This is a genomic window from Streptomyces sp. NBC_01244, assembly GCF_035987325.1.
Taxonomy (GTDB): Bacteria; Actinomycetota; Actinomycetes; order Streptomycetales; family Streptomycetaceae; genus Streptomyces.
Window position 1 is genome coordinate 8,872,275 of sequence record NZ_CP108488.1, and the last position, 15,049, is coordinate 8,887,323.

The window sequence follows — 15,049 nt, forward strand, 5'->3', positions numbered from 1 at the left end:
GGCTCCGGGCCTGATCCGGGCGGTTACGCGGCCGGCGCCGGGAGGCGGCGCAGGGCGGACAGCGCCCGTGCGGCGATCTCCTCCGGGCCTCCGGACACGTCGACGAGAACGCCGAGTTCGTCCGGCTGGAGCGGCTCCAGCGTGGCGAACTGCGAATCCAGCAGCGTGGTGGGCATGAAATGCCCCTTGCGCGCGGCCATGCGCTCCTCGATCAGCGGCCGCTCGCCGGTGAGGTGGACGAAGACGGTGTCCGGTGCGACGGCCCGCAGCCGGTCGCGGTAGGCCCGCTTGAGGGAGGAGGCGGAGACGACCCCGCCGCCGATCCCGGCCCGGTTGCGCATCCACTCGCCGATCAAGTCCAGCCAGGGCCGGCGGTCCGCGTCGTCCAGGGGGATGCCGGCGGACATTTTGGCGACGTTGGCCGCCGGGTGGAAGGCGTCGCCCTCCGCGTAGGGGAGGGCGAGCGCGTCGGCGAGCAGCCGGCCCACGGTCGTCTTTCCCGTCCCGGCCACGCCCATCACCACAATGACGCGCGTCATCGCGCACCTCTTTTTCGTTGGTCCTTGTCCTCGTCGACATCGGCCCGGAGGACCTGGGCACCACTGAAGCCCATTACGTAGTACTTATTCAAGGGGTCCTCGGTAAAACATCACATCTTTTGTCCATCCGGGGGTCACCGTACGCTTACGCCATGACCACTGACGGGCCGGGCGGCCAGGGGCTCCACTCCCGCGTGCTGGACACGATCGGCCTGGCGATCACGGCGGGGGAGTACCTGCCCGGCAGCGTGCTGCGCACCGACGAGATCGCCGAACGCTTCGACGCCTCCCGGACCGTGGTCCGCGAAGTGGTCCGCGTGCTGGAGTCGATGCAACTGGTCGAGTCCCGCCGCCGGGTCGGCGTCACCGTCCGCCCCACCGAGGAGTGGAACGTCTACGACCCGCGCGTCATCCGCTGGCGCCTCGCCGGCGCGGACCGCCCGCGCCAGTTGCGCTCCCTCACCGTGCTGCGCTCGGCCATCGAACCGGTCGCGGCCGGACTCGCGGCGCTGCGGGCCACCCCGGAGCAGTGCGCCGAGCTCACCGAGGCGGCCCTCGGCATGGTCCGCACCTCGCGCGGCCACCAGCTCGACGGGTACCTCCACCACGACATCGCCTTCCACCGGATCGTGCTCAACGCCTCCGGCAACGAGATGTTCGCGCGGCTCGGCGATGTCGTCGCCGAGGTCCTGACCGGGCGCACCCAGCACGCGGTGATGTTCCACGACCCCGACCCGGCCGCCGTCACCCTGCACGTGCGGGTGGCCGAGGCCGTACGGGAGGGCGACGCGGCCGGCGCCGAGGCGCTGACGCGGCAGATCGCGGTGGGCGCGCTGGAGGAACTGGACGTGCTCGCGCCGTAGGCCCATCGCCGGCCCGCTCCTTCGGACCTTGTTGCAGAGAGGGCCTGCCTGGCGGGCGGACCGGCCGGCCGGTCAGTCGGGTAGCCGGACGGTCGCCGGGGGGCGTGCTTCGGCGCTGTCCGCGCTCAGGCCCGCGAGCAGCCGGAGTCCGTCCTCGGCGGGGCTGCCGGGGGCCGCGGACAGGATCAGCAGCTCCATGCCCGACTCGCCCGGCAGCGCGAAGTTCTCCTGGTGCAGTTCCAGCAGCCCGATCAGCGGATGGCGGTACGCCCTGCGGCCGTGGGTGCGGGCGCGCACGTCCGCGCGGGCCCACAGGCGGCGGAACCGCTCGCTGCCCATCGCCAGTTCGCCGATGAGCGAGGCCAGCTTGGGGTCCTCGGGGTACTGGCCGGTGGCCAGGCGCAGGTGCCCGACCACGTCGAGGGTGCAGTGCTCCCAGTCCGCGTAGAGGCCGCGCTCGGCCTCCTCGAGGAAGAGGTGCCGGGCGATGTTCAGGCCCGGCATCGGCCGGCCGAAGAGGAGCCCGGCGAGGCGGTTCCCGGCGAGCACGTCCAGCCGGTGGTTCATGATCATCGCGGGTGCTCCGGCGACGAGGTCGAGGACGCGCAGCACCTCCGGGCGGATCCGCCCGCCCGGTGCCTTCGTGCGGCGGTGGCGCTGCCGGGCGAGGCGGTAGAGGTGCTCCCGCTCGGTCTCGTCGAGGCGCAGGACGCGGGCAAGCGCGTCGAGGACCTGCTCGGAGGGCTGGGTCGCGCGGCCCTGCTCCAGGCGCACGTAGTAGTCGACGCTGACACCGGACAGGTGCGCGACCTCTTCGCGGCGCAGGCCTTCGACCCGGCGGCGGCTGTCGGTGGGTATGCCGACGGCCGCCGGGTCGACCCGTGCACGCCGGGTCCGCAGGAAGCCCGCAAGATCGTCCATGGGCCCAGTATGGCCGCGGCGACGCCGGCGAGGGTGGCCCTGCCGGTACCAGGAAGTCCGGTCCGACGGAAGCCGCGCCCCTGAACACCGGGCGCCGCGGGGCCCAGGATCAAGGCATCCGATCCCGAGGAGTTCCCGTGAAGACGCTGATCGTCTACGCCCACCCCGAGCCGAAGTCGCTCAACAGCTCGCTGAAGGACCTGGCGGTCTCCACGCTGGAGGGCGCCGGGCACGAGGTGCGGGTGAGCGATCTGTACGCCATGAACTGGAAGGCGGTCGTCGATGCCGCGGACTACGGCCCCCACGCGTCGAGTCCGCTGAAGGTCGCCCTGGACTCGGGCCGGGCCTTCGAGGCCGGGGCGCTCACCCCGGACGTGCTCGCCGAGCAGGAGAAGCTGCTGTGGGCCGACACGGTCATCTTCCAGTTCCCGCTGTGGTGGTACACGATGCCCGCGATCCTCAAGGGCTGGGTGGACCGGGTGTTCACCTACCGCTTCGCCTACGGCGTCGGCGAGCACAGCGACACGAAGTACGGGGAGCGCTTCGGCGAAGGGACCCTCGCGGGCCGCAGGGCCCTGCTGTCGGTGACCACCGGGGGCCCGGAGTCGCACTACGCCGCCCGCGGGATCAACGGCCCCATCGACGACCTGCTGTTCCCGATCCACCACGGGATCCTCTACTACCCCGGCATCGAGCCGCTTCCGCCGTTCGTGCTGTACGGCGCCGACCGGATGAGCGGCGAGGACCACGCGGACGTGGCCAAGGCGTGGGTGGAGCGCCTGCTCACTCTGGAGTCGACCGAGCCCATCGCCTTCCGGCGGCAGAACTTCGGCGACTACGAGATCCCCTCGCTGCACCTGAAGGAGGGTCTGGAGCCCACGGGCCGGACGGGGTTCGGGCTGCACGTGCGGTGACCGCCGGCCGCGGGGTGGACTGGCCAGGGCGGCCGGGCTGACCTGGCTGGTCGGACAAGTCGGCCTGGTTGGACACGTTGGTCTTGCCGTCGGGGCCGGTGCGGTGGCCTCCGGCGGTGGAGCGGTGTCGGCCGTCCGGGCCGGTGCGCCGGCTACGGGCGGTGGCGTGGTGCCGGAGTCCGGGAAGGGCACGGTGCTTGAGTCCGGCAGGGGAGTGGTGCCCGAGTCCGGGAGGGGCGCGGTGTACGAGGCCGGGAAGGGCACGGTGTTTGAGTCCGGCAGGGGCGTGGTGCCCGAGTCCGGGCGGGCGCGGCGGTTGGCTCTGGGCGGGGGGTGCCGGACTTCGGGGGGCGTGCGGGCGGAGACGTCGGTGTGGCGGCGGGGGAATCCGCCGGTGGGGCCGACTCCCGTGAACGGTCCGCCCTGCACCCGGCGTACGCGCCCCCGGGGTCCGGCGCGCCGACCGCTCCGCAGTCGCTACGGGCCGTCCGCGCGGCGGAGCCGGGCAGCGGCGGGCCCGCGGCCAACTGTGCGCGGCCGCGCGCCGAGGCGGTCCCGGAGAACGGTCACCAGTGCCCGGGTCCCGCCGGGGCCCAGGGCCCCAAGGGGCCGAAGGGGCCCGCCGGACCGCCCGGCGTGAAGGGCGTGAAGGGCGTGAAGGGCGAAAAGGGGGACAAGGGCGAGAAGGGCGGTTCCGGGCCCAAGGGTGACGCGGGCCCGCAGGGTCCCCGGGGTGAGGCGGGCGAGAAGGGGAACGCCGGCGCCAAGGGGGATGCCGGGCCGCCCGGGGCCAGGGGCGAGCAGGGGATCGCCGGGCGCAAGGGGGACCGGGGGGCCGTCGGGCGCAAGGGGGATCCGGGGCCCAAGGGGGACCTCGGGCGGACCGGAGACGTCGGGTCGGCCGGGCCGCAGGGCCAGCAGGGACCCGCGGGTCCGGCCGGGCCGGCGGGTTCGCAGGGGCTGCCCGGCCTTCCCGGCACCGCGGGTCCGCAGGGTTTCGCGGGTCCGCCCGGCCGGCAGGGCGCCCCGGGGCCGACGGGTGCCACCGGGGCGCTCGGTCCGCTGGGTCCGGTGGGGCCGCGGGGAGTTCCCGGCCCGATGGGCCCCTGCGCCTCGGTGGACAACCAGATGCCCGACAACTCCGAGGAGTTCGCACTCGTCCTCAAGGACGGCAAGACCTACCTCGGCCGCCGCACCCGCGATATGGCGGGCCAGTGGGGCGACTTCGACTGGACCGACCTCACCGTGGCCCCGGTCACCGGCTACCCCGCCGACGTCTGCACCGTCGCCCTGGCCATCAACGGCAACGACGTGAAGGTCAAGGCCATCACCAAGACGGGCACGCTCCACCACACCCACTGCGGGACCAACGGGCGCGCCGTCACCTGCGACGCACCCTGGGCGCCCGTTCATCCGCAGCCCGGAGCGGTGACGCCCGCCGTCGCCGGCACCCTGACCCGGGAGCCCGCCCGGGAGTGACCGCACGTGCGGCACCCGCCCCGTGCGCCACACTGGGCGGGTGCTGGGACATGGCGACGGGTACGAGGCCGCGGACCGCGCCTCCTTCGTGGGGCGGACCGGAGAACTGGCCCTGCTCGAACGGGCTTTGCGCGAGCACCGGCTGATCACCCTGACCGGGCCGGGCGGTGTCGGCAAGACCCGCCTGGCCCGCCGCGCGGGGGTGGATGCCGCCGCCCCGGCGGGCCCCTTCCCCGACGGGGTGCACTGGGCCGACCTCTCCCCGCTGCCCGACGAGCGACTGCTCGTGGCCACGGTGGCCGACGCCCTGGACCTCGCCGACCACACCGTCCGGACCCCGGCCGCAGCGGTGCGGCAATGGATCGGCGGGCGCCGGCTGCTCCTCGTACTGGACTGCTGCGAGCACCTGGTGACGGCCGTGCGGGGCCTCGTACGGGAGCTGCTCGACGCGGCCCCGCACCTCGTCCTGCTGCTCACCAGCAGGCAGCCGATCGGACTCGCGGACGAACACGTCCTGGACATCGGCCCGTTGCCGCACGCCGTGGACCCGTCCGGAGCCGAAGAGGCCCTCTCCCTGTTCACCCGGCGGGCCGCCGCTGCCGCCCCCGGGCAGGCGCCGCCCTGGACCGAGGCCCGGCTCGCGGCCGCCCGCTCCGTGTGCGCCCGCCTCGAAGGGGTACCCCTCGCGCTGGAACTGGCCGCCGCGCAGTTGACCGACCACACCATCGAGGAGCTGGCCGAGCGGCTCGCCCGCAGGATCGGCCCGCTGTCCGCACCCGCACCCGCGCCCGCCCCCGGCCGACCGCCGCGCCACCGCGCGCTGCGCACCGCCATCGGCTGGAGCCACGAGTGGTGCGCGCCGCGCGAACGGCTGCTGTGGCTGCGGCTGTCCGTCTTCGGCGGCTCCTTCGACCTGGCGGCCGCACGCGCCGTCTGCGCCGCCGCCCCGCTCACCGAGGCGGACGTCCCGCCACTGCTCGACGCGCTGGTCGCCAAATCCGTCGTACGCCGGGTCGCGGACGGCACGTACCGGATGCTGGACACGATCCGCGAGTACGGGGCCATGTGGCGCGACGAGGCCGGGGAGCGCGAGGCGCTCCGGGAGGCGCACGCCACGTACTTCACCGAGCTCGTGCGCACCGCCGAGCGGGACTGGCTCGGCCCCGCCCAGCGGATCGGGTACCGCAGGGTCGAGGCGGTGCACGGAGACCTGTGCGCGGCCCTCGAACACCACCTGGCCACCGCCCCCGAGCGGGCCCTGGACCTGGCCGCCCGGGCCGGCTTCTACTGGGCCTGCTGCGGCCACCTGCACGCCGCCCGCGGCTACCTGGAGCGGGCGCTGGCCGCCGCGCGGCCCGAGGAGGTGCCCCCGCGGATCAGGGTGCACGCCCTGTGGGCCCTCGGGGTGACCCTGCTGCTCCAGGGCGAACAGGAGCAGGCCCACCGGATCGCCGTCGGCTGCGAGGCCCTGGCCGCCGGGCTCGGCGAGGGCCCGGACGGGAACGGGAGCCCGGCGCTGGACGCCGCCTACCTGCTGGGCCTGAGCCACCTGCTGGCCGGGCGGCCGCTGGCCGCACGGATCGTCTCCGACAACGCGCTGGAGGCCTTCCCCGGCACGCCCTTCGACTCCCCTCCCCGGATCCGCTGCCACCTCGTACGGGTCTTCGCGCTCACCGGAACGGGCCTGTTCACCGACGCCCGGGAAGAGGCCGAACTGCTGCGCGCCGGCTGCGCCGAGCGGGGCGAACACTGGACCCGGGCCTACGCCGACTACCAACTGGCCCTGATCTGCCTCTTCGAGGGGCGCCCCGCCGAATCCGCCGTACACGCCCGCGCCATGTTGGAGGGCAAGCGGGAGCTGGGCGACAGCTTCGGCACGGCCCTGGGCCTCGACCTGCTCGCGGCGGCCCGCGCGGCGACCGGGGACGGGGCCGGCGCCGCCCGCGCGTACGGTACGGGCCACGCCTACTGGCAGGCCGTCGGCCACCCGCAGCGCGGGACACCCGAACTGGCTTCCGTACGGGCGGAGTTCGAGCGCACGGCGCGCGGAGCACTCGGCGACCAGGCGTACGAGGCGGCCTTCCGCGAGGGCCTGCGGCACGGCCACACCCTGCGCACCCGCCCCCACCCGTACGGGGGTTGAGCCCCGCCCACCGGGTCGGGGCCCTCTCTCAGGGCTGGTCGGGGAAGCCCGCGAAGTAGCCGGCGGCCATGTCCTCGTCGCCGTGGCCCAGGGCGTCGGCGCGGTGGAAACGGGCCCGCGCGGCGACGGCCAGGTCCACCGACACCCCGGCCGACTCCGCCGCCTCGGCGATCAGGCCGGTGTCCTTCTCCGCGCCGCGCACCGTGAAACTCGGCGTGAAGTCCCGGTCCAGCACGGCCCGCATCTTGGTCTGGAGGTAGGGGCTGTCCATCGGCCCGCCGGTCACGACCTGCGCGAACAGGTCCGGGTCCACCCCCAGCCCCTCGGCCAGCGCCAGGGCCTCGCCGACCGCGGCCGTCACGGTGATCGCGTACCCGACGGTGGCCAGCTTCAGCCGGGTCGCGGACCCGGGCTCCTCCCCGACCCGCAGCACGCTGCTCCCGACGGCGGCGAAGACCGGGTCCAGCCGCGGGTCGGCGGGGCCGCCGACCAGCACGACCAGGGTCCCGGCCTCGGCGGGCTGCCGGGTCCCCTGGACCGGGGCGTCCACGAAGACCAGCCCGTGTTCCCCCGCGAAGGCGGCCAGTTCCTCGAGGGAGGCCAGGCCGACCGTACCCATCTGCGCCCACACCTGACCGGCGCTCAGGCCGTCCACGGCGGCGGCCATGGCCCGGGCCACCGCCGCACCGTCGGCCAGCATGGTGATCACCACGTCCGCCCCGGCCACCGCCTCGGCCGGGCTGTCGGCGACCACCGCGCCGTCGGCGGCCAGCGCGGCAGCCTTCTCCCGGGTCCGGTTCCAGACCCGGACCTCCTGCCCGGACCGCAGCAGGTTCCGGGCCATCCCCGTTCCCATGATTCCGGTCCCCAGCAGCGCGACGGTGCTCATGGCGGTACTCCCATTCCGGTGATCCCTCAGGTACTCCCGGGAGACAGTCTCCACGGGCGCGGAGCCCGAACCCGCCACCGGAACCTCGAGCCACCCCGCTGCCCGCACGGGCTCCGCGTCAGCTCGGGCCCGCCGAGGCCTGGCGCGGCGTGGTCTGCTGGACCGCCCAGCCGTTGCCGTCGGGGTCGGAGAAGTAGACGAAGGAACCCCAGGGCATGTCCTCGATCTCCGTCACCTCGATGCCCCGGCCCTTGAGATCGGCGAAGGCCTCCTCGATGTCCGCGACCACGACCTGCATGTTGTCCAGCGAACCCGGTGTCATCCGGGTCAGGCCCTTGCCGATGGCGATCGAACAGGCCGAGCCCGGCGGGGTGAGCTGGACGAAGCGGATCTCCTCGCTGACCGTGATGTCGTGGTCGGCGTGGAAGCCGATGCGTTCGTAGAAGGCCTTGGCCCGGTCGATGTCGGTGACCGGTACGGCGACCAGTTCCAGTTTGATGTCCATCGGCTGCTCCTGACTCCGGTGTCCCAGTGCTTCCGGGGGGCCGGTTCCGGCCGCCCCGTTGGCCATCATCCGCCGGAGACCGCCGCCGCGCCGCCCGGAAGGGCCCGCGCCGCCGGCGTGTCCCCGTCCGGGCCGGCCGCCGCGAACTGGGTGCGGTACAGCTCCTCGTACCGTCCGCCCACCGCCAGCAGCTCGGTGTGGGTGCCGCGTTCCACGATCCGGCCCTCCTCCACCACCAGGATCAGGTCGGCGGCCTGCACCGTCGACAGTCGGTGCGCGATCACCACGGCGGTCCGGCCCGACAGGGCCTCGGCCAGGGCCTCCTGTACGGCCGCCTCCGAGGTGGAGTCCAGATGGGCCGTGGCCTCGTCCAGGATCACCACCCGCTGGCCCGCGAGCAGCAGCCGGGCGATGGTCAGCCGCTGGCGCTCTCCGCCCGAGAGCCGGTAGCCGCGCTCGCCGACGACCGTGTCCAGCCCGTCCGGGAGCGAGGCCACGAGCCCGTCCAGCCGGGAGCGGCGCAGGGCCTCCCAGATCTCGTCCTCCCCGGCCTCCGGGCGGGCGAGCAGCAAGTTGGCCCGTACCGATTCGTGGAAGAGGTGGCCGTCCTGCGTGACCATGCCCAGCGTCTCGCGGATCGAGTCCGCGGTGAGGTCCCGTACGTCGACCCCGCCGAGGCGGACCGCACCCGTGTCGGTGTCGTACAGCCGGGGCAGCAACTGCGCGATCGTCGACTTCCCGGCGCCCGAGGAACCGACCAGGGCGATCATCTGCCCGGGCTCGGCACGGAAGGACACCTCGTGCAGCACCTCGGTGCCGCCCCGCGCGTCGAGGGTCGCGACCTCCTCCAGGGAGGCGAGGGACACCTTGTCGGGGGAGGGGTAGCCGAAGGACACCTTGTCGAACTCCACCGCCACGGGCCCCTCCGGCACCCGGCGGGCATCCGGCTTCTGGGAGATCAGCGGCTTCAGGTCGAGGATCTCGAAGACCCGCTCGAAGCTGACCATCGCGCTCATCACCTCGACCCGCGCCCCGGCGAGCGCGGTCAGCGGCGCGTACAGCCGGGTCAGGAGCAGGGCGAGGGCGACCACCGAGCCCGCGTCCAGGGTGCCGGCGAGCGCGTAGTGCCCGCCGAGCCCGTACACGAGCGCCAGGGCGAGCGCGGAGACCAGGGTGAGGGCGGTGATGAAGGCCGACTGGGCCATCGCCGTCCGGATCCCGATGTCCCGCACCCGGGCGGCGCGCGCCGCGAACTCCGCCGACTCCTCGTCGGGCCGCCCGAACAGCTTGACGAGGGTGGCGCCCGGCGCGGAGAAGCGCTCGGTCATCTGCGTGCCCATCGAGGCGTTGAGCGCGGACGCCTCCCGCTGCAGCGCCGCCATCCGCACCCCCATCCGGCGGGCGGGCAGCACGAACACCGGCAGGAGCACGAGGGCCAGCAGCGTGATCTGCCAGGAGATGCCCAGCATCACGGTCAGGGTCAGCAGCAGCGTCACGGTATTGGACACCACCCCCGACAGGGTGTTGCTGAAGGCCCGCTGCGCGCCGATCACGTCGTTGTTGAGCCGGCTGACCAGCGCCCCGGTCCGGGTCCGGGTGAAGAACGCCACCGGCATCCGCTGCACGTGGTCGAAGACCGCCGTCCGCAGGTCCAGGATCAGTCCCTCGCCGAGCGTGGAGGACAGCCGGCGCAGGACCAGCCCCAGCCCCGCCTCCGCGACCGCGATCAGCGCGATCAGCAGGGCGAGGCGGGTGACCGTACCGCCCTCACGGCCCTCGACGATCGCGGTGACCACGCGGCTCGCGAGCACCGGGGTGGCCACCGCGAGCAGCGCCGTCACCACACTGAGCAGCAGGAAGAAGGTGAGCCCGCGCCGGTGCGGGCGGGCGAAGGCGGCGATCCGGCGCAGCCCGGCCCGCGAGAGCGGGCGCCGGTCCTGCTGGGCGTTGATCGCGCTGTGGAGCGAGGTCCAGGCGGTGACTTCCATGTCCATGAGCCGAACGGTAGGACCTCAACCGAACTTGAGGTCAAGGGGCGGATGGCCTTGGACGGCCAGGAACCCTGTTCGACAGGTCGATCGAGATCGATCGAGAGGTCAGTCGAGGCAGAAGATGTTCTCCTCGGGATCGGTCATCACGATGATGCCTTCGTTGACCTCATCGGATTCCAGGCGGTACAGCCGCTTCGCGCCCAGCGCCTCCAGCCTGGCGGCCTCCACCTCCAGCACGGCCATCCTCTCGTCCCCCTTCAGACCGGGTGCCGAGCGCACGTCCAGGTGCAGGCGGTTCTTCGCCGCGGTCTTGGCCTCCTGGACCTTCTGGAAGTAGAGCCGCGGCCCCTTGCCGTCCGGATCCGAGATGGCCGCCCAGTCGGCGGAGCCCCCCGGCTGGACGCGATAGCCCAGCGCCTGCGCCCAGAACTCGGCCTGCGCGCCCGGATCGGCGCAGTCGTACGTCACCTGGAATTCCTTGGCCATGTGGCCTCCGACCATTCGAAACCTGTCCACCGGTACCAGTCGGCACCAGCGCAGGACGATAGTGGATCAACCATCGCTCGTACGAGGGATTTTCGCAGCCCTCGTGGCTGTCGGTGCCCGGTGCCAGAATCGGTCCATGACGCAGGGATCAGAGCCCTTCACGCACTCCGGCCGCCGCGCCCGCGACACCGTTCTCTCCCGCTTCGAACGCTGGGCCCGCGACACCCCCGGAGCCCAGGCCCTCGCCGCGGGCGCCGAAAGCCTCACCTACGGACAACTCGACGCACGCGCCAACCAGTCGGCCCGCCACCTCCTCGACCGCGGACTGCCCGAACGGGCCGTCGTCGCCGTGTGCTCCGCCCCGCGGGCCGAGCTCCTCGTCCTCCTCCTCGGCATCCTCAAGGCCGGCGCCGCCTACACCGTCATCGACGTCGAGAACCCGCGCACGGGGCAGCGCCAGCTCGCCGCCGCCCGCCCCTTCGCCCTGCTCGCCGACGCCGCGGACCAGGCCCGCCTCGACGACGGCGGCGACCTGCGGGTGATCCGCACCGGCGGTGACCACGCGGTCGCCACCGCCGGACTGCCCACCGACCCGCCGGACCGGGCACCGCGAGGGGAGACGGCCGCCGTGCTGTTCACCGCGGGTGCGGACCGGCGGGCCGTCTCGCTCTCCCACGAACGGTTCCTCGCCGCCCACGAAGGCTGGGCCCGGGTCGCGGGGCCGGTACCCGAGGACCGGCACCTGATCACCGCCGCCCCGGACCTCACCGGCTTCGCCGCCGGATGGACGCGGGCCCTGTGCGAGGGCGGCGCCCTCGTCCTGCCCGAAGGCCCGCGCTGGACACCCGAGTCACTGCGCCGCGCCGTCGACGCCGAGCGGGTCACCGTCCTGCACACCGACCCGGGCACCGCCACCCAGCTCCTCGTCCGCGACCGGGAGGCCTCCCTGTCGCGGACCCTGCACCGTCCCGACGAGGGGCTGCGGTCGCTGCGCATGGTCACGGTCACCGGCGACCGCCTCTACCTCGACGAGCAGGCCGCGCTGCTCGCCCGGCTGCGGCCCGGAGCCCGGCTGCTCAACGTCTACGGGCCCACCGAAGCGGCGGGCGTCGGCGCCCGCTTCGAACTCCCGCAGCTCGCCGGCCCCTTGGACGGGTCCGAGGAGCTCTCGCTGATCGGAGCCGCCTTCCCCGGCTGCGAACTGGACGTGCGCGACGGGCAGATCCACCTCACCGTGCCCGGCGGCGGCGAACCGATCCCCACCGGCGACCTCGGAGCGCCGCGCGCCGACGGCCTGCTGGAGTTCCGGGGCCGGATCCGCGACCGGCTCACCGCCGACGGAACGTCCCTCGACCCCCATCCCGTCGAGTCCGCGATCCGCAGCCACGAAGCGGTCGGCGCCGCGCTCCTGGCCGAGGTCAAGGGGGCCGGTACGGGGGTGAACGCGCGGCCGAGGCTCGTCGCCTTCCTCGCCCCGGCCGCGGAGAACGACGCCTGGCCCCCGGGCTCCGACCTCCCCGACGGCGGGGAACTCCGCCGCCACCTGGCGGGCAGGCTTCCGGGGGTCATGATGCCGAGTGCCGTGGTCCGGCTGCCCAGGATCCCCCGGGACAGGGCCGGCCGCGAGCAGCGGGCCGCGCTCCCGATGCCGCCGGGGCGGGCCGGGGACGACCGCGGCGGCGACGGGGGTGGGGGCGGCAAGTACGGCGGTAGGTACGTGAGGAGCGACTCGGGGCCCAATATCGCCGGATGGGCCGGCGTCATCTTCTTCATCGCGGTCGGGCTGGTCCTGGTGGCCGGCTTCACCATGCTCCTGACCATGATCTTCTGGCCCGGTTCCACGGACCTCTCCGGCGTCCCGAACCCGTACGCGACGCTCTTCTTCCTCCTCTACATGTGCGAATGCTGGGCTTTCGCGGCCGGCGTGTGGTTCCTGTTCGCCGGCCGGTCCCGGATGCGCCGCCACGGGCGCCGCGGCCCCCGCATCACCGCGGCCGCCCATCTGGCGATCGTCTACCTGCTGGCCGCGTGGTGGCCGCAGGACAACTTCTACCGGCTGGCGGCCAAACAGGACTGGCCGCAACAGGCCGCGCTCGTCTACGCCTTCAACATCCCGCTGATGATCGCCGCCGGGGTCGTGGCGGTCTACGCCTCCCGTCCGCCGCTCAGTGCCTTCGACGTGGAGTCGGATCCGGTGTCGGCCTCGGCGTCGGGTCCGGCGTCGGGTCCGGCATCGGCGTCGGGTCCGACTTCGGTTCCGGCGCAGGCACCGGTCCGGGACGGGGTCCGGGCCGACGATCCGGCCGGCTGAGCGCCGGCCGGCCGCTCCCCGGCCGGCCCGTCCCCGGCCATCTGCTCGAACACCGCCCCGACGGACAGGGCTTCCGCCCGCACCAGCCGTTCGGCCGCGTCCAGCAGCTCCCTGCCGGTCGCGGCCACCAGGGCGCCCATCCAGGGTGCCGGTTCGAAGGCGCCGGTGGGGATGGCGGGGAGGAACACCGCGCCGATCCCGGCGCACCGGCGGGACAGCCGCTCGCACAGTTCGCCGAAGGCCGCCTCCGGCAGCCGGGCGCCGAGATCCACCCGGTCGGCGATCCGTACGAAGTGTCCCGCGCCCCGCAGTTCGTCGAGCCGGGCCGCCACCACGAAGGCGACGGACGGCCCGGTCAGGCGCAGGTTCGTCTCCGTCGGGGCGAGCCGTCCCGCGCCGTCGGCGACGAAGTCCACGTCGAACCAGCCCCGGTAGCCCGCTGCCGACAGCTCGCGTCCCACCGCGCGCCCGAAGGCGAGCAGCGGTTCCTCCGCCCACCCGGGCAGCACCCCCGGACCCACCGTCGCCCCGCGGTACCCGCCGTCCGCCACGTCCATCACCGCCCCGCCGACCTCGTGCACGCGGCCCCGCGCGTCCACGAACCCGTCGTACGTGAGATCGCGCGGCTCGGCCGGATCCGCCGGACCGCGTACGTACTCCTCCACCAGCAGAGGTCCGCGCGGCAGCGCCCGCACCACCGCCCGGGCGCCGCCCGCCGCCCGGACCCGCTCGGGGGTCATCACCGTGGTGCCCGAACCTCCGACGCCGTGCTCCGATTTCAGAACAGTGCTCTCGCCCGCCCTGGTGCGGGACGCCAGCAGCCGGACCGCCGCCCGCCGGCTGTCCGCCCGCCACTGTGCGGGCAGCGTGATCGCGGGGTGCCCGCCCTCCGCGAGGATCCGGCCGAACAGCCCGTGCGCCGCGGACTTCGACTCGTACCGCAGCTCGTCCGGCCGCCAGGGCCGCCGGGCCAGCCGGGCGAAGGGGGCGGTCAGGCCCCACGGCACGAGGGGCGCGGCTTCGGTCCCGGCCCCGGCCTCGGCTCCGGTACCGGCCTCGCCCCCGGCTCCGGCTCCGGCCCTGGTCAGCCGTGCGGCCAGCGCCGGCCGGGACCGTACGGCGTCCGACAGGTCCCGGTCCCGCTCCGCGAGCCCGTCGTACACCTCCACCCCGGCGGGCCAGTCCAGTTGGCGCCCGAGCAGGGAGATCCAGCCCGGCGGCACCGGTCGCGGCAGCACCAGCGCGGCCGGCCGCGGGCTGTAGAAGGCGGCCAGGCAGGCGTAGTGGTGGGCTGCCCGCTGTTCCCGGTCCAGGGAGGCGTCCGCGAACTGCGCGTTGTACTCGGCGACGTTGCCCACGTGCACGGCCGCCCCGCCGCCCGTCCAGGCCCGGGCCCAGTCGGCCAGGGGCGCGGGCGCCACCTCGAACCGCACCAGCCCGCCGGGAGCGCCCGGCCCTGCATCGGGCCCTGCATCGGGCCCCGCGTCCGGCCCCGGCTCCGGACCCGAGGCCATCGCGCCCATCGCCCGGTAGAACCCGGCCGCGTGCGGATCGGCGTCGATCAGCAGCCGGCGGAAGCCGAGCGCCGAGGCGCGCCGCAGCACGTCCCGGTACAGCAGGCGTCCCACGCCCCCGCCGATGGCGGCCGGTTCGACGAAGAGCAGCCCCAGCCGTCCGAACGGCGGCTCCCCGTCCAGGGAGGCGAGTCCGAGCACGGCGTCCGGGCCGTCGCCGGACCGGGCCCCGGCACCCGCACCCGCGCCCGCGGCCTTGGCCTCGGCGACCACGATCCGCCGCCGCACCTCGTCCCCGGCCCCGATCCGCAACTCGGGAGCGCACGCGGCGAGAAACTCGGCCCCGTAGCCCCAGTGGGCCTTGGAGCGCATGACCAGCCCCGTCAGTGCGCCGGCCTCATCGGGCCGCGCCGCCCTGAGCTCTGCCATTTCCTGACCTCCCCATGGTCGGGTGCGGTGCCGTGCGATAGATTCGGCCACCGCGACGACAGGCA

The 15,049-nt window shown here is 74.4% G+C and carries 11 protein-coding genes and 1 pseudogene; 5 read left to right on the top strand and 7 right to left on the bottom strand.

Annotation, left to right across the window (positions count from 1 at the left end; all coding sequences use genetic code 11):
• Positions 1-23 precede the first annotated feature (23 nt).
• A complete protein-coding gene (locus OG247_RS39480; RefSeq protein WP_327256777.1) occupies positions 24-539 on the bottom strand; it encodes a gluconokinase in 516 nt (171 codons plus the stop codon).
• A gap of 152 nt (positions 540-691) precedes the next feature.
• Between OG247_RS39480 and OG247_RS39485 the strand changes: the two genes are divergently transcribed.
• Positions 692-1,402: a FadR/GntR family transcriptional regulator gene (locus OG247_RS39485; RefSeq protein WP_327256778.1), complete on the top strand. Its 711-nt coding sequence runs from the start codon at positions 692-694 to the stop codon at positions 1,400-1,402.
• A gap of 72 nt (positions 1,403-1,474) precedes the next feature.
• Here OG247_RS39485 and OG247_RS39490 read toward each other — a convergent pair whose 3' ends face one another.
• Positions 1,475-2,323 carry a helix-turn-helix transcriptional regulator gene (locus tag OG247_RS39490; protein WP_327256779.1) on the bottom strand — a complete coding sequence of 283 codons (849 nt, stop codon included), beginning with the start codon at positions 2,321-2,323 and terminating at the stop codon, positions 1,475-1,477.
• Between the two features lie 137 nt (positions 2,324-2,460).
• Between OG247_RS39490 and OG247_RS39495 the strand changes: the two genes are divergently transcribed.
• The 3 genes from OG247_RS39495 (at position 2,461) to OG247_RS39505 (ending at position 6,859) form a co-directional block, all read left to right on the top strand.
• Positions 2,461-3,237, top strand: a complete 777-nt coding sequence (locus OG247_RS39495; protein ID WP_327256780.1) for an NAD(P)H-dependent oxidoreductase — start codon at positions 2,461-2,463, stop codon at positions 3,235-3,237.
• A gap of 372 nt (positions 3,238-3,609) precedes the next feature.
• Entirely contained in the window at positions 3,610-4,716 is a 1,107-nt protein-coding gene (locus OG247_RS39500) for a hypothetical protein (RefSeq protein ID WP_327256781.1), read from the top strand.
• Positions 4,717-4,756: 40 nt separating this feature from the next.
• Positions 4,757-6,859: an ATP-binding protein gene (locus OG247_RS39505; RefSeq protein ID WP_327256782.1), complete on the top strand. Its 2,103-nt coding sequence runs from the start codon at positions 4,757-4,759 to the stop codon at positions 6,857-6,859.
• 28 nt (positions 6,860-6,887) lie between these two features.
• Here OG247_RS39505 and OG247_RS39510 read toward each other — a convergent pair whose 3' ends face one another.
• From OG247_RS39510 to OG247_RS39525, 4 genes are all read right to left on the bottom strand, one after another.
• Positions 6,888-7,748 carry an NAD(P)-dependent oxidoreductase gene (locus OG247_RS39510; protein WP_327256783.1) on the bottom strand — a complete coding sequence of 287 codons (861 nt, stop codon included), beginning with the start codon at positions 7,746-7,748 and terminating at the stop codon, positions 6,888-6,890.
• 118 nt (positions 7,749-7,866) lie between these two features.
• Complete coding sequence (locus OG247_RS39515; RefSeq protein ID WP_327256784.1) at positions 7,867-8,253, bottom strand: VOC family protein; 387 nt, start codon at positions 8,251-8,253, stop codon at positions 7,867-7,869.
• A gap of 65 nt (positions 8,254-8,318) precedes the next feature.
• On the bottom strand, positions 8,319-10,247 hold the full coding sequence (locus OG247_RS39520) for an ABC transporter ATP-binding protein (protein ID WP_327256785.1): 1,929 nt from the start codon (positions 10,245-10,247) through the stop codon (positions 8,319-8,321).
• 102 nt (positions 10,248-10,349) lie between these two features.
• Positions 10,350-10,730: a VOC family protein gene (locus tag OG247_RS39525; RefSeq protein ID WP_327256786.1), complete on the bottom strand. Its 381-nt coding sequence runs from the start codon at positions 10,728-10,730 to the stop codon at positions 10,350-10,352.
• A 136-nt stretch (positions 10,731-10,866) separates the two neighbouring features.
• Between OG247_RS39525 and OG247_RS39530 the strand changes: the two genes are divergently transcribed.
• Positions 10,867-13,041 carry an AMP-binding protein gene (locus tag OG247_RS39530; protein WP_327256787.1) on the top strand — a complete coding sequence of 725 codons (2,175 nt, stop codon included), beginning with the start codon at positions 10,867-10,869 and terminating at the stop codon, positions 13,039-13,041.
• Between the two features lie 1,511 nt (positions 13,042-14,552).
• Here the strand turns inward: OG247_RS39530 and OG247_RS39535 are convergent.
• Positions 14,553-14,984 (bottom strand): annotated as a pseudogene (locus OG247_RS39535) (GNAT family N-acetyltransferase); the annotation flags it as partial.
• Between the last annotated feature and the right edge of the window lie 65 nt (positions 14,985-15,049).